Below are 18,420 nucleotides of genomic sequence, written 5' to 3' on the forward strand. Positions count from 1 at the left end.
AATTACTCAACTTGCCTTCCCTTACAGGCTCACCTTGGGAAGCCGCTCCAGGGATTGGCGGATCAACTCCTCGGGGTACTCGAAGTCCTCGAGCCGGCCGGAGAGGTAGGCGTCGTAGGCGCCCATATCGAGTTGGCCGTGACCGGAGAGACCGAAGAGAATGGTCTTCTCCCTCCCCTCTTCCTTGGCGAACACCGCCTCGTCGATGGCGGCGCGCAAGGCGTGGGAAGACTCCGGCGCCGGGACGATCCCCTCGGTCCTGGCGAAGAGGAGCGCCCCCTCGAAGCAGGCGTTTTGCTTGTACGACTTCGCCTCGATCTCGCCGGCGTGGTAGAGCTGCGAGATGAGCGCGGACTCGCCGTGGTAACGAAGGCCACCCGCGTGAATCCCCGGCGGCATGAAGTCGTGCCCCAGGGTGTACATCTTGGTGATGGGCGCGAGTTTCGCGGTGTCGCCGTAATCGAAGGCGTACACACCCTTGGTGAGGGTCGGACAGGAGGCGGGCTCGACGGCCAGGCAGCGCACCTTCTTGCCGTTGGCGCGGTCCATCAGGAACGGGAAAGCAAGGCCCGCGAAATTGGAACCGCCGCCGCAGCAGGCGATGACCACGTCCGGGTAATCCTGGGCCAGCGCCATCTGCTCCTTCGCCTCCAGGCCGATCACGGTCTGGTGCAGGCAGACGTGGTTCAGGACGCTCCCGAGCGCGTAGTTGGTGTCGTCATGGGTGGCGGCGTCCTCGACGGCCTCGGAGATGGCGATGCCGAGGCTCCCCAGGTTGTCCGGGTCGTGGGCCAGGATGCCGCGCCCGGCGTTGGTGAACTCGGACGGCGACGGGATCACGGTCGCGCCCCAAAGCTGCATCATGCTCTTGCGGTACGGCTTCTGCGTGCAGGAGACCTTCACCATGTAGATGGTGCACTCCAGGCCGAACATGGAGCAGGCCAGGGCCAGGGAGCTCCCCCACTGCCCGGCGCCGGTCTCGGTGGCGAGCCTGCGGATGCCGGCCTGCTTGTTGTACCAGGCCTGCGGGATGGCGCTGTTGGGCTTGTGCGAGCCCGCCGGCGAAACGCCCTCGTACTTGTAGTAGATCTTCGCCGGGGTCTGCAGCGCCTGCTCCAGCCTGTGCGCCCTGAACAGCGGCGACGGACGCCAGATCCGGTACTTCTCGCGTACCTCGTCGGGAATGTCGATCCAGCGCTGGTTCGACATCTCCTGCTCGATGAGCGACATCGGGAAGATCGGGGTCATGTCCTCCGGGGTGACCGGCTTCAGCGTCATCGGGTTGATGACCGGCTCCAGCGGTCCCGGCATGTCGGGGATAATGTTGTACCACTGTTTCGGGATGCGGGATTCGTCAAGCAAGAACTTGGTATTCATAGCCACTCCTTTGTCAGTTGGAACATTGCATTTTAGTGGAATCTTTCGGGCAGAGAAGCAAATCCCCTGTCCACCCTTCGCAAAGGGGGGGACGCCAGTTCTAGTGCGGCGTTTGGCAGCAACATTGTCTATGGTGCCCGCATTCAGCCAAAGAACGTTTGCGGAGGGCGCGGCGCCTCTACCCCAGCAGTTCGGACAGCTTCGCGCCTACGTCGGGCTCGCGCATCATGGACTCGCCGATCAGGAAGGCGTGCAGCCCCTTCCCGGTGAGGCGCACGATCTCGTCCCGGGTGTTGATGCCGCTCTCGGCGACGATGATCCTGCCGGCGGGGATCTGGGCCGCCAGGCGTTCCGAGGTCGCGATGTCGACCTTGAAGGTGCGCAGGTCGCGGTTGTTGATGCCGATCATGCTGCAGTCGGTCTGCAGCGCCATCTCCAGTTCCTTCTCGTCGTGCACCTCGAGGAGCACGTCCATGGAGAGCTCCTTGGCGAGACAGTGGAAGTCGCGCAGCTGCGGCACGTCGAGCATGGCGGCGATGAGGAGGATGGCGTCGGCGCCGGCGGCGCGGGCCTGGTAGATCTGGTAAGGATCGAAGATGAAATCCTTGCGCAAAAGCGGCAGCGAGACCTGCTCGCGGATCAGCGCCAGGTAGCTCAGGTGCCCCAGGAAGAAGTGCTCGTCGGTGAGCACCGAGAGACAGGTGGCGCCGTTGTCCTGGTAGGTGACGGCGATCTGCAGCGGATCGAAGTCGGCGCGGATCAGCCCCTTGGAGGGCGAGCCCTTTTTGACTTCCGCGATGATGGGGGTCCAGCCGGAGCCAAGGGAGTTGAGGATGGCATTCTGGAAGCCGCGGGGGGTGTCTTCGAGGTCGGCCAGGCGGTCCATGATCTCGTTGAGCGGAACCGCCCGCATGGCCTCTTCGAGCTCGCCCTGCTTGTAGTCGACAATCTTCCGGAGTACGTCGGGTACCTGGGTCATCTGCTATTGCACCTCGTTGGTAAGCGCGACCAGCCGCTCCAGTTGCTGCAGCCCGCGTCCCGAGTCGATGGTCTCGGCGGCGAGCCTGATCCCTTCCTGGACGTCGGCCACCTTGCCGGTAGCAAGGAGGGCGAAGGCGGCGTTCAAAAGGACGATGCGGCGCTTGGCGCCGTCCTTGCCGGCCAGGATGTCACGCACGATGACGGCGTTACCCTGGGCGTCGCCGCCGTGCAGCTCGCTAAGCGGTGCGCGCTCCAGGCCGAACTGTTCCGGGGTGACCTTGTAGACCTTGACGCCGTCGGCACTGACCTCGCCGATGGTGCTCTCGCCGGTCAGCGTCACCTCGTCCATGCCGTCACAGCCGTGCACCACGTAGCCGCGGCGGCAGCCGAGCTTTTTGAGGACCAGCGCCAGCTTCTCGACCAGTTCTTCGCGGTAGACGCCGAGCACCTGGCAGTCGGCGCTAGCGGGATTGGTGAGCGGGCCCAGGATGTTGAAGATGGTGCGGACGCCGATCTCGCGGCGGGGACCGATGGCGTGCTTCATGGCGCCGTGCAGCGCGGGGGCGAAGAGAAAGCCGATGCCGATCTCGGAGATGCACCTCTCGACGGTTTCGGGGGTAACGTCGAGGTTGACCCCCAGCGCCTCCAGCACGTCGGCGGAGCCGCAGGAGGAGGAGACGGCGCGGTTGCCGTGCTTGGCGACCTTGACGCCGCAGGCGGAAACGATGAAGGCGACGGTGGTGGAGATGTTGAAGGAGTTGGTACCGGAGCCACCGGTACCGCAGGTGTCGAGGATGGTCTCCCGGTCGAGGTTGATGTCGTCGCGGTCGATGCCGAGGACGCTCCTGCCGACCCGGATGGGCAGGGCCCGGTCGCGCATGACACGCGCGGCGCCGGTGATCTCGTCAACCGTCTCGCCTTTCATCCTGAGTGCGGTGATGAAGGACGCGATCTGGGCCGGTGTGGCCCCGCCGGACATGATCTGGTCCATCACCTCGATCATATCCGCCTCGCTCAGGTTCTCCCGCTCCACAACACGTGCAATGGCCCTACGAATCATAGCAGCTCCTTCCAAACGGAATTCAAAGAGACAAAAAGGCAAAGCCAACCACAGAGGACTCAGAGGAGCTCAGAGGGCACAGAGTAAATTGTCAGTCCTTCTTCTCGGTGACCTCTGTGTTCAGGCTTCGGGTTTTACTGCCGGGACATCTTCAGGAAGTTGCGCAAAAGATCCATCCCCCCCTCGGTGAGGATCGACTCCGGGTGGAACTGCACCCCCCAGATGGGAAGCGAGCGATGGCGCATCCCCATGATCTCACCCTCGGCGACCCAGGCGGTGACCTCCAGCTCGGCCGGCAGCGTGTCGCGCTCCACGATCAGGGAGTGGTAACGGGTCGCGGCGAACGGGTTGGGGAGCCCCTCGAAGAGCCCCTTGCCGTCGTGCAGGATCGGCGAGGTCTTGCCGTGCATCAGCGTGGCGCTCTTGACGATGTTGCCGCCAAAGGCATAGCCGATGGACTGGTGCCCCAGGCAGACCCCGAGGATGGGGATCTTGCCGGCGAAGTGACGCACCACCTCGACCGAGATGCCGGCCTCCTCCGGGGAACAGGGGCCGGGGGAGATCACGATGCGGTCGGGTGCGAGCGCCTCGATCTCGGCGATGGTGATCTTGTCGTTGCGGAAAACCTTGACCACCTCACCCAGCTCACCCAGGTACTGGACGATGTTGTAGGTGAAGGAGTCGTAATTGTCGATCATCAGGAGCATAGCTGGGAACCCGCTGGCATCGGGAAACAGGTCGAAAAAGCGACCGGAACCCCACCCTTTTGCTGTTAATTGGAAAGCTGGAAATATATAGGTTTTGCGGCAAAAACTCAAGAAAATCCGACAGGAAAAGCACAAAAAGGGAGGAGATGCGGAGGCCACGGTGGGCAAAAACGGCATTACCCCAGCTGCAGGGGAGGAAATATTTACCCTCCCCAAAAGAATATTTACCGAGGCTGGCTCGACGGACGCCTGTTCCAGGCCAGCCAGTAGAAGCCGAGATCGCGCAGCAGGCTGCTGAAGGAGTCGAAGTCGACGGGCTTGGTGAGGTAGCTGTTGGCGTAGTGGTTATAGGCCTGGGCAAGGTCGCGCTCCGCGGCGGAGGTGGTCAGTATCACCACCGGGATCGATTTCAGCTGCTCCGACGCCTTCACCTGCTTCAGCACCTCGATACCGTCCACCTTGGGAAGCCGCAGGTCCAGGAGCACCAGGTGCGGGCGCGGGTAGGCGTCCTGATCGGCGTACCTGCCGCGGTTGTTGAGGTAGTCGAGGGCAGCCTCGCCGTCCTCGACGTGGAACAGGCGGTTGACCAGCCCGGCATCGCTCAGGTTGCGGATGGCCAGCTCGGCGTGGTCCGGGTTGTCCTCAACCAGCAGGATGCACAACGGTTCGCCTTCTATCATATTTCGCTCCTTTCAAGAAGATCCGAGAACGGAAACCTTTAACAGGGATAACTGCGGATAAAAGGGATTGCTAAAAACACCCATCCTTCAAAGTGCCTTTATCCCCTTTATCCCTGTTCAAGTCGGTTCAGGGGGGCGGGTGCCAAGGGTAAAGCAGAAAGTGCTCCCCTGCCCTACCCCGTCAGACTCGACCCACAGCTTGCCGCCATGAAATTCCACGATGCGCCGCGCCAGGGCGAGGCCGATCCCGGTCCCCTCGGAGCGCGCGTCCAGCTGGTTGAAGAGACCGAAGATGGTCTCGTGGTACTGGGCGGGGACCCCGATGCCGTTGTCACGCACCGTGAACACGACACCTGCCGCCCCCTGGCGCGCCCCGATCTCGATGCGCGGCTTCTGCTGTTCCCCCTTGTACTTGACCGCGTTCTCCACCAGGTTCTGCAACACCTCGCCGATGCGGGGCTGATCCCCCCACACCTTGGGCAGGCCGGGCTGCAGCGCCACCTCCACCCCCGCCTGCTGGATCGGCCCCGAAAGCTGACCAAGCACTTCGTTCGCCAGCACGTTCATGTCGATCAGAGACGGCGCATTGACGATGCGGCCGATGCGGGAGAGCTCCAGGAGGTCGCTCAAAAGGGCCGACATCTTGTCGGCGGCACCCATGATGCGGCGCACGTCGCCGTCCAGCCGCTGCAGGTTGCCTCCCTCAATGTCCTTCAACACGGCGCCGGCGAATCCCTTGATGGTGATGAGCGGGCTTTTCAGGTCGTGGGAAACCGTGTAGGTGAAGCGCTCCAGTTCGGCGTTCTTCGCCTCGAGTTCGGCTTCCCGCTCCATGCGTTCGCGCACTTCCTTCTCCAACAGCAGGGCCTGCTCGCGCAGCGCTTGGTCGGCGGTCTTGCGATCGGTGATGTCGCGGTTGCTGCCGCGAATCCCGTTCGCGGCGCCGCCCGACGTGTAGACCAGCCGGCAGACGTGAGCGATCCAGCGGATCTCGCCGTCCTTCCTGATGATGCGGAAGTCGATGGGGGTGGGGGTCCCGCAAAAGGAGTCCCGAACGTGCCGCTCGTAGCTCGCCAGGTCATCAGGATGAACGATCCGGTGCAGCAGTTCGGGGTCGGCGTAGAACTCCGCCCTGCTGTAGCCGGAAAGCTCCTGGCACGATGGGGATACGTAGCGGAACGAGTGATCGGGCCCCTGCCAGTACTCCCATCCCTCCGTGTAGTCCGCCACCGTCCGGTAGCGCTCCTCGCGCTCCTCGATGGCACGTGCGCTGCGGCTAAGAACGCGCCCCCCGGTCCCGATCAGCCCAAGCCCCAGGAGCCAGATCATCCCGTAGCTCACCGCCGCCCCGGTCATCACCTCGCCCATCATGGCCGAGTTCGCCTCCAGCGGCACCGATGCGCTGACCCCACCCCTGATGTCGCCGACGCGGTACCCCTGGGCGGCATGGCATTTGAGACAGGCGGCTTCGGTCACGAAAGGGCGCATCAGCCGCATGTACGGGCGTCCGCCCATCTCCTGGACCTCGCTCACCTCCTTCACCCCGGTCTCGAACTGGCGCAGGGCCTTGGCCTCCCAAGGGTCCGGCTTGTTCTCGGGGCGGATGGGATTGAGGCTCGTGATGTGACCGCGCACCAGGTTGTTCTGGCTGTCGGCCAGCTCGAACACCTGCCGGGTCATGTAGGCGGGATTCACCAGTGTCAGCGCCTTGCCCGAAGGGGTGGTGACGTCGCGCTCCTGGACGTGCGTGAGATAGGGGTTGGCCGGGCTTAGCTCGGAGGTGGGGACATACACGCCGCCATGCTTGGTGGCCCAGCGCCGATACAGGGTATCTTTCTCGTAGGTGGCGCGCGCCTCGGCCCGGGCGATGGCGACCACCGTGCGCTGCTCGTCACGGTAGAACCAGTAAAAGGAAAAGGCGATACCCGCGCTCCAAAACAACATCAGGGCCAGGGTGAAGCGACGGATCTTGTTGACCTGGGTGACCATGCGGGGCTTCCTCTTGTCGCAGTCGCCGTCCGGCTAAGGACGGTCCAGCATCTCCCGGACCTTTTTCAAGAGCGCCATCGGTTTCACCGGCTTCATGACCAGCTCGGCCCCCTCGTCGAGGTCGCTCCTGCTGCGGATGATGTCGGCCGTGTAGCCGCTGGTGAACAGGATACGCGCCTTTGGCTGATACTCCCTGATGGTCTCCGCCGCTTCCTTGCCGTTCATGACCGGCATGATGATGTCCATGAGCACCAGCTTGATATCGGGGTTCTCCTTGAACCGCTGCACCGCCTCCAGGCCGTTGGCGGCATGGATGATCTGGTAGCCGTACTGTTTCAGGATGGAGGAAACCAGGTCGAGAACGTGCAGGTCGTCCTCCGCGACCAGTATCGTCTCGGTGCCCCGCACGTCGGTGTCGACCGCCGGCTGGCTCTTTTCGGGCTCTGAGGCGTCGATGGCGGGGAGGTAGATCCTGAAGGTGCTGCCGATGCCGGGCTCGCTGTAGACGTTCACGAATCCCTTGTGCTGCGCGATGATGCCGTAGACGATGGCGAGCCCCAGCCCGGTCCCCTTGCCCACCACCTTGGTGGTGAAGAAGGGATCGAAGATCTTCTTGCGGGTGGCCTCGTCCATCCCCTGCCCGGTATCGGAGATGGTGAGCAGGGCGTACTGCCCGGGGGTACCGAAGCCGTGGGCCTGCACAAACGCCGGGTCTATCTCGTGGCGCTCCGTCTCCACGAAGAGCCTCCCCCCCTTGGGCATTGCGTCGCGGGCATTGGCCGCCAGGTTCATCAGCACCTGCTCGATTTGCCCGCTGTCCACCACGGCCCAGAGTGCCCCCTCTGCCAACGAGGTGGTCAGGGCGATATCCTCGCCGATGATCCGCTGCAGGAACTTCTCCACCCCTTTGACGATGTCGTTCAGGTTGGCGGGAGCGGCCTTAACCTCGCCTTTGCGGCTGAAGGCGAGCAGGCTGCGGGTCAGGTTTGCGGCGCGGTCCGCGGCGGCCGAGATCTGCATGACCTTGTCCCGCGCGGGGTTCTCCGGGGGGAGGTCCAGCTTGAGCAGTTCGCAGTAGCCGCCGATCACGGTGAGGATGTTGTTGAAGTCGTGGGCCACCCCGCCGGCCAGGACACCGACCGCTTCCAGCTTCTGCGAGTGACGCAGCTGCTCCTCGAGCTTCACCCTTTCGGTGATATCAAGGGCGATGGCTAGAAAGCGCTCGCACCCGTCCACGGTGATCCGTTGGCAGTAGTATTCCCCCTTCAGGGTCCTGCCGTCCTTGGCGTGCAGGGTCACCACCGTCCCGGCTACGTGTCCCTCCACCTGGAGCTTGTCGATCAAGGCCTTGCGGTCGAGCGGGCTGATCCAGCCCAGCGAGGTGGAGGTGCGTCCGAGCACCTCCTCGCGGCTGTAGCCGGAAAGTTCCACGAACTTGCGATTCACGTCGAGGAAGACTCCCTCCTCCATGTCGGTGATCACCATGATGAGCGGCGCGCTGTCAAAGGCCTTGTGGAATTTCTCCTCGCTCAGGCGCAGGGTCTCCTGGGCGAGCTTTCGCTCCGCGATCTCGTTTTTGAGGAGTAGCGCCTGCTCCTGCAGGGCCTCCTGGGCCAGCTGCCGTTCGGCGACCTCGTGTTCGAGCCGGTGGCTTTGCAGCCTGAGGGCCTCTTCCGCACGCTTGTGCTCCAGCATGTGGTCCCATTCCCGCAAGGCCCGCTCCACGATGCGCGGCATGGCGTCGAAGACCTCCGGCATCTTCACCACGTAGTCGATGGCGCCGGATTTCATCGCCTCCACCGCCACCTGCTCGCTGCCGTGCGAGGTCATCATCACCACCGGCGCTATGTCCGCGGAGTGCGCCACCAGGTCCCCACCCTTGCCGTCGGGAAGGAGGTAATCGGTGATGACGATGTCGTAATCCCTGCTGCGGATGCGTTCCACCGCCTCCTTCACCGTGACGGCGACGGTCAGCTCGTACTGGCCGGACAGGTCGCTGAAGCCCCGCCGGATCAGCTCCGCGTGGGCGTCGTCATCCTCCACAACGAGGATCTTCTTGACTGGAGTAACGAAGGACATAGATTAAACTCCTGCATCTTCGGTCTGGCACACGGGGTGGGCCACACTGAACATCACAGTGAGAGCCTAAACAGTTAGAAGCTCGGCTCAAACAATCGATCGAGAGAAGTTTACTCAAATTTTCCCGTTAGTCTGCCCGGACATGATATTTTTGGTATTAAATATTTTAAATTTACTCGACGGACTGTCAGCGAAACCCGCTGTGACTGCGACAAACAGGGCGAGATTGAGAAGAAGAGATGGATCAGGCAAGGTAATTAACAGATACGGGTTGAACTGCCGGTGGTGACAGTGGCCCGGGCACCGGGCCTTGGTCGCCTCGAAACGGAACGCGAATACAAAGGGGCGCCCGGAAAGGGCGCCCCCGCCTTGCTTCGATCGCGGCAAAAGGTCTAGTCGAGGCCCCGCTCGGCCATTTCGATGGCCTTGACCACGGCCTTGGCCTTGTTGACGGTCTCCACGTACTCGGCCGCCGGGTCCGAGTCCGCGACGATGCCGGCGCCGGCCTGCAGGTGGACCTTGCCGTCCTTGATGACCAGGGTCCTGATGGCGATGGCCATGTCCATGTTCCCCGAGAACGAGAAGTAACCGACCGCGCCGCCGTAGACCTCGCGCCGCACCCCTTCCAGCTCGTCGATGATCTCCATGGCCCTCACCTTGGGCGCGCCGGACAGGGTACCCGCCGGGAAGGTGGCGCGCACCACGTCGAAGGCATCGTGCCCGGGCGCCAGTTCCCCCTGCACGTTGGAGACGATGTGCATCACGTGCGAGTAACGCTCGATCACCATCAGCTCGGAGACCTTGACGCTGCCGATCTCGCAGACGCGCCCCAGGTCGTTTCGGCCCAGGTCGACCAGCATGACGTGCTCGGCGCACTCCTTGGGATCGGCCAGGAGGTCCTGCGCCAGCTCCTCGTCGACAGCCGGGGTCGCGCCGCGCGGGCGGGTGCCGGCGATGGGGCGCAGTTCCACCAGTTGCCCCTCCTTGCGCACCATGACCTCCGGGGAGGCGCCGACCACCATGGTCTCGTCCAGGCGCAGGAAGAACATGTAGGGAGAAGGGTTCAGCGTCCGCAGCACGCGGTAGATGTCGAAGGGATCCACGGTGAGATCGCCGGAGAAGCGTTGGGACAGCACCACCTGGATGATGTCGCCGCTTCGTACGTACTCCTTGGCGCGGGTCACCCACGATTCGAACTCCTCGCGCTTCACGTTGGAGGTAAGCGCCACCTTCCCAAGCGCCGGCTTTTTCTCAGTCGCGGGGAGCGGCTTCTTGAGGCGCTCGATCAGCCCCTCGACCTTCCCCACCGCCTCGGCGTAGGCCGCCTCCGGGGTGCTGCTCCCGTCCAGGTGCGCGTTGGAGACCACCTTGATCTTCTGGCTCAGGCTGTCGAAGATGACGATGGTATCGGTGATGATGAAATAGGCGTCGTAGGTGTTGATGAGGCTCGGATTCTGGTCCGGCAGGCTCTCGAAGTGGCGCACCGCGTCGTAGCCCAGGTAGCCGACCGCGCCGCCGAAGAACCTCGGGATCCCCGCCACCTCGACCGGCTGGTAGCGCGCCATGTAATCACGGACGTAGTTCAGGGGGTCGGATACCTCCATGCGGCGCACCTCGCCCCCCTCCACGATCTCGACCCAGTTGTCCTTGCCGCGGATGACCACCGCCGGCGAGGAACCAAGGAAGGTGTAGCGCCCCCACTTCTCGCCACCCTCGATACTCTCCAGCAGGAATCCGAAGCGGCCATCATCGATCTTCTTGAATGCCCCCACCGGGGTATCCAGGTCGGCTAGGATCTCCCGGTAGACCGGGATCAGGTTGCCTTGTGCGGACAGGGTCTGGAACGTCGCGAAATCGGGGCAGTACATGAGGCTCCTTTTTGGGCTTGCGAGGTGTTAGGTAGGGCTATCCCCTTGCCGGGAAACGAGTTTTGGCCCGACCTTAGTAACATAACGATGAAAGGGTGTCAAGAAAGGGGGAGTCTGGTAGAATCAAGAACTAATGAAAACGCCGAAGCCACTGGTCATAATAAGGGAGCGCTATTTCGCCTTCGCCTTGAAGGTGGTGGACCTCATCGTCCGCTTCAAGCGCACCACCGAGAAGATGTTCCTCTCCTGGGAAAAGTGGGTAAAGCCCGAGGGGGAGATCGCGCTGGAAAAGCTGGTCTCCCGATTCCCGCGTTACCTCACCCCCCCCTCAGGCAGCGTGCGCTGCGGCCCCGGCTGGTATCCGCTGGTGTGGGACCTCTGTACCGCCATCGAGGCCATGGAACACCTGGCCATGCCCAAGATCGGCCACTTCAAGGCGGAAGAGAGGCTCGGCGGCCTCTTCGTGAGGATCGGGTCCCGCTCGCTCATCGTGCAGGAACTGGCCAAGGACACCGAGCACAAGGCGACCGCCATCTGCTCCGAGTGCGGGGCGCCGGGCTCGCTGCAGGTGGGGCACGGCTTCGCCAAGACCCTCTGCCCGGCGCACGCCAGGAAGCGCAAGCCGCAGAAGGCGAAATCGGCTCCCATCTCGCCGGAGCTCGCCGCGGGTGAACCGCTGCTCTTGTTCCTGGACACCGAGTTCACCGGCTTCGACTACCCGCAGCTGATCAGCATCGCGCTGGTGTCGGAGAGCGGCGAGAGCTTCTACGCCGAGCTCGCCAACGGCTGGAGCCCCGATGGGTGTTCGCCGTTCGTCCACGAGAACGTGCTGCCGCAGCTGACGGGCGGGGATTTTTTCCAGGAACGGAGCTACGCCAGGCGCAGGCTCGCCGAGTGGCTTCTCTCCTTCGCCGTACCGGTACGGGTGGTGTGCGACGCCCCGGGATTCGACTGGGTGCTCATGGTGGACCTGTTGCACGATGCCTTCCCCAAGAACCTCTACCCCGCCCCGATCCACTACTACAGCGAGAGTTTTCCCGGCCTGTTCGAGCTGTTGCAAAAGGCCCACGCCGAGGCCTACAACGAGTTCCCGCCGCACCACGCCCTGCACGACGCGGAGGCCCTGCGCGAGGCCTGGGAGGTCATGAAGGAGCACCTGCACCCCGCCATTCTCAAACAGTATCTGAAGCTTTAAGACCACACATCCCGGGCGGCCTTCCTTGTAGGGGCGAATAATTATTCGCCCAGCGCCGGTGCCTCGAGATATTCCTAGCGCGGGGGTACACGGTGAAACCAAAGGCGGGCGAATGATTATTCGCCCCTACAGTTTTCTTAGCCGCTCCCCCTTGAAATTCCCCATCTCCGTGATTATGTTCCACCGACCATTCACTAAGACCAAAGGAGACCACCCAGACATGGCCAAAACCGTCAAGAAGTTCGAGACCGAGGTCCAGCAGCTTTTGGACCTGGTGATCCACTCCCTCTACTCCAACAAGGAAATCTTCCTCCGGGAGCTCATCTCCAACGCGTCTGACGCCATTGACAAGATAAAGTTCGAGTCCCACTCCAACATGGAACTGCTGGAAGGAAACGCGGACTGGAAGATCAAGCTGCACGCGGACAAGGAAGCCGGCACCCTCACCATCACCGACAACGGCATCGGCATGAGCATGGACGAGGTCGCCGACAACATAGGCACCATCGCCAAATCGGGCACCAAGAACTTCGTCGCCGCCTTGAAGGAACAGAACCTCGCCGACAACCCGGAGCTGATCGGCCAGTTCGGCGTCGGCTTCTACGCCTCGTTCATGGTCGCGGACAAGGTGGTCCTCACCACGCGCCGCGCCGGCGAGAAGCAGTACGGCTGCCGCTGGGAGTCCACCGGCGACGGCTCCTACTCCATCGAGGAGTGCGAGAAGGAGACCCGCGGCACCGAGATCGTGCTGCACATGAAAGACGACATGAAGGAGTTCCTGGACGAGTGGAAGATCCGCTCCATCGTCAAGAAGTACTCCGACTACGTGCAGTACCCGGTCGTGATGGACGTCACCCGCTCAGAGCCGGTGAAAGACGCCGAGGGTAACGTCATCGAGGGTGGCGGCACCATCGACAAGACCACCGAGGAGACCCTGAACTCGATGAAGGCGATCTGGACCCGCCCGAAGAGCGAGATCACCGAGGAGGAGTACGAGGAGTTCTACAAGCACATCTCCCACGACTACGACAAGCCGCTCTCTACCATCCACTACTCCGCGGAAGGTGTCAGCGAGTTCAAGGCCATCGTCTACATCCCGTCGCACAAGCCGTTCGACCTGTTCCTGCGCGACCATAAAAAGGGCGTGCACCTCTACGTGAAGCGGGTCTACATCACCGACAACTGCGAGGCGCTCCTGCCGGACTACCTGCGCTTCATCAAGGGGGTCGTCGACTCCGCCGACCTACCGCTCAACGTATCCCGCGAGATCCTGCAGGAGGACGTGCAGATCAAGCGCATCCAGAAGTCGCTGGTGGGCAAGATTCTCTCCACCCTCTCCGACATGAAGGAGAAGAACATCGAGGACTACCTGAAGTTCTACGGCGAGTTCGGCCCGGTGCTCAAGGAAGGGATCCACTTCGACTACGCCAACAAGGAGAAGCTGCAGGACCTGCTCCTCTTCGAAAGCTCCAAGACCGAGAAAGGGAAATTCGTCTCGCTCAAGGAGTACGTCGAGCGCATGCCCGAAGGGCAGAAGGAGATCTACTTCATCACCGGCATGTCGCGCGAGTCGGTGGAGAACTCCCCGTACATGGAGGCCCTGCGCAAGAAGGACTACGAGGTCCTCTACATGACCGACCCGGTCGACGAGTGGGTGGTGCAGGCGGTGCACGAGTACCAGGAGAAGCACCTGAAGGCGATCGACAGGGGCGACCTCGAGCTCGACACCGAGGAGGAAAAGAAAGAGAAGGAGGCTAAGAAGGAGGAGGCCAAGAAGGAGTTCGGCGGCGTCATGGAGTACATCCAGGAGACCCTTAAGGACCGCGTCAAGGAGGTCCGCCTCTCCTCCCGCCTCACCGAGAGCGCCTGCTGCCTGGTGGCCGACGAGATGGGGCTCAACGCCAACATGGAGAAGATCCTGAAGGCGATGAACCAGGAGGTCCCGGAAGGAAAGCGGATCCTCGAGTTGAACCCCGAGCACCAGATCATGCAGGTCATGACCGCCATGTTCGAAAAGGACAAGAACAATCCCAAGCTCGCCGACTACAGCGAGCTCCTCTTCGACCAGGCCCTGCTGACCGAGGGATCTCCGATCAAGGACCCGCTGCGCTTCACCAAGCTGGTCAGCGAACTGATGGTGGCCAGCGGTAAGTAACGCCGGATTTCAACGCTTCATGAGCCGGGAGAAGTCAAATTCTCCCGGCTTTTTTGTGTTTAGACTCACAAAATCAACACTTTTTGATCCGCTCATTAGTTTTTGCAATTTACAGCTTTAAAATTTTAATTTATATATTCCTACAACGACATGGGAAGACCATGGCAGGAAATGTTCGTGCAATGCTTTGAATGCAAAAGGAGGAATCAGATGAAAGGACTTTTCGCCCCAGTGGCGGCTTTACTGCTCGTTTTGGTCTCTTCAAGCCTCGTCCTGGCCCAGGACCTCGATACCCGCTACGGTAAGATCTCCATCGTCGCTTTCGACCGTCAGGGCACCCCCATTGAGGGCAACGGCGTGAAGGCCGACTACAAGAAGATCCAGTACCTCTTGAACGACAAGATCATCTCGGAAGAAGTCGACGAGACGGTCGGCAAACCGATCCCCGAACTGGTCAGGGTGTTCCAGCAGGCCAAGTCGGACGCGGTGCTCGTGCTGGCGGACACCGGCGAGACCTCCGGGGTCGGCGCCATCCGCTTCATCGACGTGACCAGCGCCGGCGCGAAGCTCTCCAACGTCTTCGCCGACTGCAAGGGTGAGCCCCGCTATGCCCGCAAGGGGGACGTGATCCGCGTCCTCTTCAAGGAGGCCAAGCCGCTCAGGGTCGCCACCTACAGCAACGGCTACATCCGCTAGCCCCGGTCCTAACATAATTAACAAAAAGGGGCGGCCCATACAGGGCCGCCCCTTTTGTAGTGCGTTTGAGCTCCTTGCCCCCTCCCCTTGCGGAAAGGGGGTTGGGGGTGGGGTAAGGTGCCACCGTTTCCGGATTTGCTGGCCTCACCCGCTCCCCTCCCCTCCCAGCACCTCCGAGAGCTTCTTGCTCATCTCGGCCACCTTGTAAGGCTTCTGGATGAACCCGGAAAGTCCAGCTCCCGCAAGTTTTAGGCTCACCTCCTGCTCGTTGTAGCCGCTGGACATGATCACCTTGACGTCGGGCTTGAGCGCGCGCAGCGCCCGGAAGGTCTGCTCCCCGTCAAGGTTGGGCATGGTCAGGTCGAGCAGGACGCAGGCGATGTCGTCCATTCCCGCCTTGAACAGTTCCACGGCCTCGCGCCCGTCGCTGGCGAGCCGCACGTTGAACCCCAGCGCCTTGAGCATGTCGCTCCCCAGCACCCGGATGCTTTCCTCGTCGTCCGCCAGCAGTACCGTGCCGCTGCCGCGCCAAAGCTGCTGCCGGGCAGGCGGCTCGGGTCGGTCGGCCTCCCCGGCAACGCAGGGTAGCAGGAGCCTGAAGGCGCTCCCCTTCCCCTTCTCACTATAGACCTTGATGGCCCCGTTGTGGGCGCGCACGATGCCGAGGACCGCGGCCATGCCCAGGCCGCGCCCGGTGAACTTGGTGGTGAAGAAGGGATCGAAGATCTTGGAGATCACCTCGCGGTCGATACCACACCCCGTGTCCGAAACCTCCAGCACCACGTAGCACCCCTCCGGGAGCCGGTCGTCGATCCACGATTCGGAGAGGTAGGCGCGATCGCACTCGGTGCGCCGGGTGCTGATCGAGATCACGCCCGTGCCGTCACCGATGGCCTCGGAGGCGTTGATGACGAGGTTGAGGATCACCTGGCGCAGTTGCGTGGCGTCGCCGCTGATGGCCGGCAGGTCGGGGGCGAAGTCGTAGCGCAGCAGGGCCTTCTTCGAGATGGAGACCTCGAGCATCGACGCCATTTCCCGCACCACCCGGGTCAGGTCCAGCTTCTCGATGACGAACTTACCCTTGCCGGAGTAGGCGAGCATCTGGCGCGCCAGGTCGGCCGCGCGGCTGGCAGCCTGCTCGATCTGGACCAGGTTTTCACAGGCCGGAGAGTCGGGCGGAACGCGCAGCAACGCCAGGTCCGCGTTCCCCAGCACCACCATGAGGATGTTGTTGAAATCGTGGGCGATGCCGCCGGCGAGGACACCCAGGCTCTCCAGCTTCTGTACGTGGAGCATCTGCCCCTCGATCAGGCGTTTCTCCTCCTCGAGCTGCTTTCGCTCGGTCATGTCCACGGAAATAAACATCAGGTGGTGCGTCCCCTCGACTTCGAAGCGGGACAGGAACACCTCCACCTGGAGGCTACGGCCGAAGGAGGTACTGATGGCGACCTCCTTGTTCCTGGTCTGACCGTCGGTCAGGACCAGTTCGCCCAGCTCGTAGATGCCGGTCTCCTTGAAGGAGGCGATACTGCGGAAATTCTGGCTCAGCAGCTTCTCGACGGTCCCCCCCACCATGTTGGCGATGGCCTGGTTGGCCTTGACGCAGGCGCCGCTCTCGCCGTCGTAGACGAGGATCCCGGTGGGTGAGGAATCCAGCAGCGATTCGAGCATCGCCAGAGCCCGGTCGCGTGCCTCTTCGACCGCTTTTCTCTCGGTGATGTTGTCGTACACCCCGAGGATGCCGACCACGCTTCCGGTTTCGTCGCAGAGGGGGACCTTGGTGGTATCTACCCAGTAGCGCTCCCCGTTCGCCTGCAACTGCTGCTCGATGATGTGGCACTTGGCGCTGTTGCTGTCCATGACGCTGCGGTCGTCGCTGCGATAGGCGTCGCTCTCCTCCCGAAGCCAGGGAAGATCGTAATCGCTCTTGCCGCGGATCAGCTCGGGGCGCTCCAGACCGGCCGCCCGGGCGAAGACGACGTTGCACCCCTCGTAGACGCTGTTTCTATCCTTCCAGAAGACGAACTGCGGGATGGTATCGATGATCTGGGCCAACATGTTGCGCCCCTGGCGAAGTTCCTCCTCGACCCGCGCCCGCACCGTGAGTTCCTCTTTCAACTGCTCGTTGGCGCGGTGCAACGCCTCGGTTCTCGCGGCGACCCTGAGCTCGAGTTCCTCCTTGGCGCTGCGCAGTTCATCCTCGACCTGGCGGTGCCTCTTGTTCTTCTGCCGCACCATGCGGACCACGACGACAGCGACCACGAGGAGCGTCAGCGTGACCGGAAGGCGCATCGACACGGGAAGCCAGCCGAGGAAAACATCGCACGGCATCAGGGCCGCGCCGTAGCAAACGATACTGTCGGGACCCGGTGCCGCCGGCCCGGCGGCACCGGGCCTGGCGCCTGCCGTGACGGGGACCGAGGGGGTCTGTGGCATGGTGTTTCGTTGTGGCATTTGTTCTCCAGGTCGCCCGGAACAAGGTTCCGGAAGTTCCGGTGCGGAAGCGGGCAAGGCGTCTACGCGGCTTCCCGTCTCTATTCGGCGCGAGACGGCAAATTCATTAGCGGAAAGAGCAACTCTCCAGGGGGGCGGGATTCGGGGGAGGAGAAGCCGGCCGCTCCCGCGGTGGGAGCGTCCGGAGATCAGGTCGGCACGAGGGAACGAGGGGTGTTCAGGCGGTCTTGCCGTAAAGCGCGTCGCGGCTGGCGAAGGCCCGCTTCACCCGGGTGAGCAGGCCGATCTCCTTGACCGGCTTGAGCACGAAGTCGAAGAATCCCTTCTCCAGGGCCTCCTTCTCTTCGTCGGGGGTGGCGGCGGCGGTCATGAGGATCACGGGCATGTAACGGAACTCGGGGATGTTCTTGATGGCGAACAGGAACTCGTACCCGCCGAGCTTGGGCATGACCTTGTCGGTGATCACCAGTTTGGGCTTCAGGGTGAAGATTTTGCTGAAGGCGTCCATGCCGTCGATGGCGGTCTCCACGGCGTACCCCTGTCGGGTCAGAATCTTGGCGACCATCTCGCGGGAGAGCTGGTCGTCCTCGACCAGGAGGATCGACTTGCTGGCGGGCCCGGCGATGGTCTGCCCCAGGTAGTGCCGCGCGATGGCCCGGTTGATCTCGAGCCGCGTGGAGACGTAGAGGACCAGCTTCAGGTTGTGCTGGGCCGCGATGGCGGCGAAGAGCTGGTCGGTGGTCGGGTCGGCGACGGCAAGCCCCAGGCGCCCGTCATCGAGCTTGAGCGGGAAGATGCTGTGCTTGACCGCCATCTCCAGCGGGATCAGCTTGAGCACGTTGGGGGGATAGTTGTACTTGGCGAAATCGACGATTTTCCTGACGCGGTACTGGATCGCCAGCGCCTCGGCAAGTTCCTCCGGGGTAACCAGGCCGATCACCTCCAGCAGCTCGCCCAGGCGGATGTTCTTGCTCTTGGCGTGGGCGATGAGACGATCCACGGAGGACCTGGTCAGCAAGCCCCGCTCGACGAAGATCTCGCCGAGCGGTTTGCGGGTTGGTTGCGGTGCGGTCATCGGTTTGATATCTGCGGTCATGCGAAGCTTCTCCTGCGCGCGGTGTTGCCACCGTGCCGGGCTGCTGCTTTTTGTTTCGAAAAACGGGAACTGGTACGGCCGCC

General features: G+C 62.7%; 13 protein-coding genes. 3 read left to right on the forward strand and 10 right to left on the reverse strand.

The window, feature by feature from the left end; genetic code table 11:
- Positions 1-21: 21 nt before the first annotated feature.
- The 8 genes from KOL99_RS05415 to trpE form a co-directional block, all read right to left on the reverse strand.
- Positions 22-1,377 carry a TrpB-like pyridoxal phosphate-dependent enzyme gene (locus tag KOL99_RS05415; RefSeq protein WP_216509467.1) on the reverse strand — a complete coding sequence of 452 codons (1,356 nt, stop codon included), beginning with the start codon at positions 1,375-1,377 and terminating at the stop codon, positions 22-24.
- A gap of 178 nt (positions 1,378-1,555) precedes the next feature.
- Positions 1,556-2,356: an indole-3-glycerol phosphate synthase TrpC gene (trpC, locus tag KOL99_RS05420; RefSeq protein WP_216509468.1), complete on the reverse strand. Its 801-nt coding sequence runs from the start codon at positions 2,354-2,356 to the stop codon at positions 1,556-1,558.
- A 3-nt stretch (positions 2,357-2,359) separates the two neighbouring features.
- Complete coding sequence (trpD, locus tag KOL99_RS05425) at positions 2,360-3,418, reverse strand: anthranilate phosphoribosyltransferase (protein ID WP_216509469.1); 1,059 nt, start codon at positions 3,416-3,418, stop codon at positions 2,360-2,362.
- A gap of 134 nt (positions 3,419-3,552) precedes the next feature.
- Positions 3,553-4,125 carry an anthranilate synthase component II gene (locus tag KOL99_RS05430; RefSeq protein WP_216509470.1) on the reverse strand — a complete coding sequence of 191 codons (573 nt, stop codon included), beginning with the start codon at positions 4,123-4,125 and terminating at the stop codon, positions 3,553-3,555.
- Positions 4,126-4,349: 224 nt separating this feature from the next.
- Positions 4,350-4,805: a response regulator gene (locus KOL99_RS05435; RefSeq protein ID WP_216509471.1), complete on the reverse strand. Its 456-nt coding sequence runs from the start codon at positions 4,803-4,805 to the stop codon at positions 4,350-4,352.
- Positions 4,806-4,922: 117 nt separating this feature from the next.
- Complete coding sequence (locus KOL99_RS05440; RefSeq protein ID WP_216509472.1) at positions 4,923-6,794, reverse strand: ATP-binding protein; 1,872 nt, start codon at positions 6,792-6,794, stop codon at positions 4,923-4,925.
- Between the two features lie 33 nt (positions 6,795-6,827).
- Complete coding sequence (locus KOL99_RS05445) at positions 6,828-8,873, reverse strand: response regulator (protein ID WP_216509473.1); 2,046 nt, start codon at positions 8,871-8,873, stop codon at positions 6,828-6,830.
- A 392-nt stretch (positions 8,874-9,265) separates the two neighbouring features.
- Positions 9,266-10,741: an anthranilate synthase component I gene (gene trpE, locus KOL99_RS05450; protein WP_216509474.1), complete on the reverse strand. Its 1,476-nt coding sequence runs from the start codon at positions 10,739-10,741 to the stop codon at positions 9,266-9,268.
- Positions 10,742-10,874: 133 nt separating this feature from the next.
- Here trpE and KOL99_RS05455 point away from each other — a divergent pair, with 133 nt between their 5' ends.
- The 3 genes from KOL99_RS05455 to KOL99_RS05465 all read left to right on the forward strand — a co-directional run bounded on the left by KOL99_RS05455 (position 10,875) and on the right by KOL99_RS05465 (position 14,787).
- The gene (locus tag KOL99_RS05455; protein ID WP_216509475.1) at positions 10,875-11,936 is read left to right on the forward strand and encodes a 3'-5' exonuclease family protein; all 1,062 of its coding nucleotides are present in this window, start codon (positions 10,875-10,877) and stop codon (positions 11,934-11,936) included.
- A gap of 220 nt (positions 11,937-12,156) precedes the next feature.
- The gene (htpG, locus tag KOL99_RS05460) at positions 12,157-14,091 is read left to right on the forward strand and encodes a molecular chaperone HtpG (protein ID WP_216509476.1); all 1,935 of its coding nucleotides are present in this window, start codon (positions 12,157-12,159) and stop codon (positions 14,089-14,091) included.
- Positions 14,092-14,301: 210 nt separating this feature from the next.
- Entirely contained in the window at positions 14,302-14,787 is a 486-nt protein-coding gene (locus KOL99_RS05465) for a hypothetical protein (protein WP_216509477.1), read from the forward strand.
- Between the two features lie 144 nt (positions 14,788-14,931).
- On the opposite strand, the gene KOL99_RS05470 is transcribed toward KOL99_RS05465, so the two are convergent.
- On the reverse strand, positions 14,932-17,241 hold the full coding sequence (locus KOL99_RS05470; RefSeq protein ID WP_236025831.1) for an ATP-binding protein: 2,310 nt from the start codon (positions 17,239-17,241) through the stop codon (positions 14,932-14,934).
- A gap of 217 nt (positions 17,242-17,458) precedes the next feature.
- Positions 17,459-18,337 carry a response regulator gene (locus tag KOL99_RS05475; protein ID WP_216509478.1) on the reverse strand — a complete coding sequence of 293 codons (879 nt, stop codon included), beginning with the start codon at positions 18,335-18,337 and terminating at the stop codon, positions 17,459-17,461.
- Positions 18,338-18,420: the final 83 nt, after the last annotated feature.

Origin of the sequence: Geomonas azotofigens, from assembly GCF_018919395.1 — a bacterium.
GTDB classification, from domain to species: Bacteria; Desulfobacterota; Desulfuromonadia; order Geobacterales; family Geobacteraceae; genus Geomonas; species Geomonas azotofigens.